General features: G+C 63.5%; 3 protein-coding genes and 1 pseudogene. All 4 read left to right on the forward strand.

What is annotated here, in order from left to right:
- A partial coding sequence (locus AC1DHD_RS15595; RefSeq protein WP_476880584.1) for a proteasome accessory factor PafA2 family protein occupies nt 1-339 on the forward strand: 339 nt, incomplete at its 5' end.
- A 37-nt stretch (nt 340-376) separates the two neighbouring features.
- Nucleotides 377-1,390 (forward strand): FKBP-type peptidyl-prolyl cis-trans isomerase, encoded by a 1,014-nt coding sequence (locus AC1DHD_RS15600; RefSeq protein ID WP_476880585.1) that lies wholly within the window; start codon nt 377-379, stop codon nt 1,388-1,390.
- 35 nt (nt 1,391-1,425) lie between these two features.
- Nucleotides 1,426-1,821, forward strand: a complete 396-nt coding sequence (locus AC1DHD_RS15605) for an FKBP-type peptidyl-prolyl cis-trans isomerase (RefSeq protein WP_175323652.1) — start codon at nt 1,426-1,428, stop codon at nt 1,819-1,821.
- A 127-nt stretch (nt 1,822-1,948) separates the two neighbouring features.
- A pseudogene (locus tag AC1DHD_RS15610) lies at nt 1,949-2,392 on the forward strand (WYL domain-containing protein); the annotation flags it as partial.

Below are 2,392 nucleotides of genomic sequence, written 5' to 3' on the forward strand. Positions count from 1 at the left end.
AGCCTGGACCTCGATGCACCGCGGATCGCGCAGCTGGACCTCACCTACCACGACATCTCACGCACCCGCGGGCTGTTCTACCTGCTGCAGTCCCGGGGTGCAGCCCGGAGGCTGGTTGACGATACGGCCGTGAAGGACGCCGTCGACGCCCCTCCGCAGACCACTCGGGCGAAACTGCGCGGCGACTTCGTCCGCCGGGCGCAGGAACTGGGCCGGGACTACACCGTGGACTGGGTCCATCTGAAGCTGAACGACCGCGCACACCAGACCATCCTCTGCAAGGATCCCTTCCGCAGCGTCGATGACCGTGTGGATGCCCTGCTGGACTCTATGGGCTGATACCCAGCTTTCCGCGTTACTCTGGATAAGGTGCCGTTTGACGGCCACCGTGTGCTTTGCCGCTGGCTCATGTCCGGCGAAGCGTCCATCCTGCCCCGACGAAAGTTTTTACGTGCGCCGACTATTAGCAATTCTCCTCCCCGGACTGCTGCTGCTCACCGCTTGTGGTGGCGGCCCAGCTGCCACCCCGGAGCCCACCAGCCAGTCCGCCGGCGAGACCGCGAAGCTGGACTCTCTGAAACTGACCGAGAACGGCGACAAGAAGGCCCCCGGCGTCGAGTTCACCAAGCCACTTGAGGTCAAGGAATTTACGGCCAAGGTGATCACTGAGGGCTCCGGTCCTCAGCTCAAAGCCAACCAGATTGCGAGCCTTTCCGTGGTCGGATTCAACGGCACGGACGGAAAGCCTCTGGGCGACACTTTCGGGAAGACTCCCGACCAGATGGAACTGAACGACCAGCTCAAGTCAGGCAATCCCGTGATGTACAACGTGTTCGTTGGAGCAAAGATCGGATCGCAGATTGCTCTGGCTGTGCCCGGACAGGCCGCCGCGCAGGGTTCTGCCGCGCAGCCCCCGCAGCTGTTCATCGTCAGGGTACTTGGTGCGAAAGACGCACCCAAGCCCCTGAGCCAGGACGAAACAGACAAGCTCGACAAAGCTGGAAAGCTCCCGAAGATTGCGTTCAATGCGAAGGGCGTTCCGTCTGCCGACATCCCGAAAACGGATGCACCCACTGGGCTCTCCGTGAAGATCCTCTCTGAGGGCTCAGGTGAAAAGGTCACTGCCAACGACACTATTGAGGCCAACTACACAGGGTGGCGTTGGGAAGACGGCAAGGAGTTTGAATCCACCTTCGGCAAGAACCAGCCAGCGACTTTCCCCCTCACGGGCGTTATTCAAGGATGGAAACTGGGGCTGGCAGATCAGAAAGTCGGTTCTAAAGTTCTACTCACCATTCCTACTGATCTCGCATACGGCCCCAGCGCGGCCTCCCAAGGCAAACCGGCTGGTCCTCTCGTTTTCGTAGTCGAAATCAAGGCCAAGAAGTAACGTCTGACCAGCAAACCACCACAGAAGGAGCAACCATGTCATTTGGACAGCGCAACCTCGACCGCCAGAAGCCGGAAATTGACTTCCCCGAAGGCGACGTACCCACCGAACTCGTCATCACCGACCTGATCGAGGGCGACGGCGCCGAGGCCAAAGCCGGCGACACCGTCTCCACCCACTACGTCGGCGTGGCCTGGTCCACCGGCGAAGAATTCGACGCCTCCTGGGGCCGGGGCGCGCCCCTGGACTTCCGTGTTGGCGTCGGCCAGGTTATCCAGGGCTGGGACCAGGGCCTGCTGGGAATGAAAGTTGGCGGCCGCCGCCGCCTGGAGATCCCCTCGGAGATGGCCTACGGCGCCCGCGGCGCCGGCGGAGCGATTGGCCCCAACGAGGCACTGATCTTCGTCGTGGACCTCGTCGCGGTCCGCTAACGCACCGGCTCCCGGCCCCGCAAGCTCGGGCCGGGCCTCTCGAAAGCGCGGTAACAATCGGAAAGTTCTTCCGGCTGTTGCCGCGCTTTCGGCGTTTTTGGCGCCGCGGCTTTAGTACCCTTGCGGAGTGTCCGCCTCACGTACAGAACGCCTCCTGAACCTGCTGATCGCCCTGCTCAACACCAAGTACGGGCTGCGCCGCGCCGAACTGCGCGAGAAGGTTTACCACGACACCACCAGCTCCGAGGTTGCCTTCGGGCGGATGTTCGAGCGGGACAAGGGCGAACTGCGCCAGTTCGGGTTCGACGTCGAAACGGTGACGGACAAGGGGTGGGGCTCCGACGATCCCGCGACCACCCGGTACCGGATCGGCAAAGAATCCAACCGCCTGCCCGATGTCAGCCTCACCCCGGCCGAGTGCACCGTCCTGATCCTCGCGGCGCAGCTCTGGGAGCAGGCCGCCCTCGGATCAGCCGCCCGCAACGCCGTGCGTAAACTGCAGGCCGCCGGCGGCCCGCTGGAGGCCGAACTTCCACCCGGCGTCCAGCCGCGCATCCGCCCCGCCGGACAG

Source organism: Arthrobacter sp. 05L45_2 (genome assembly GCF_056397525.1).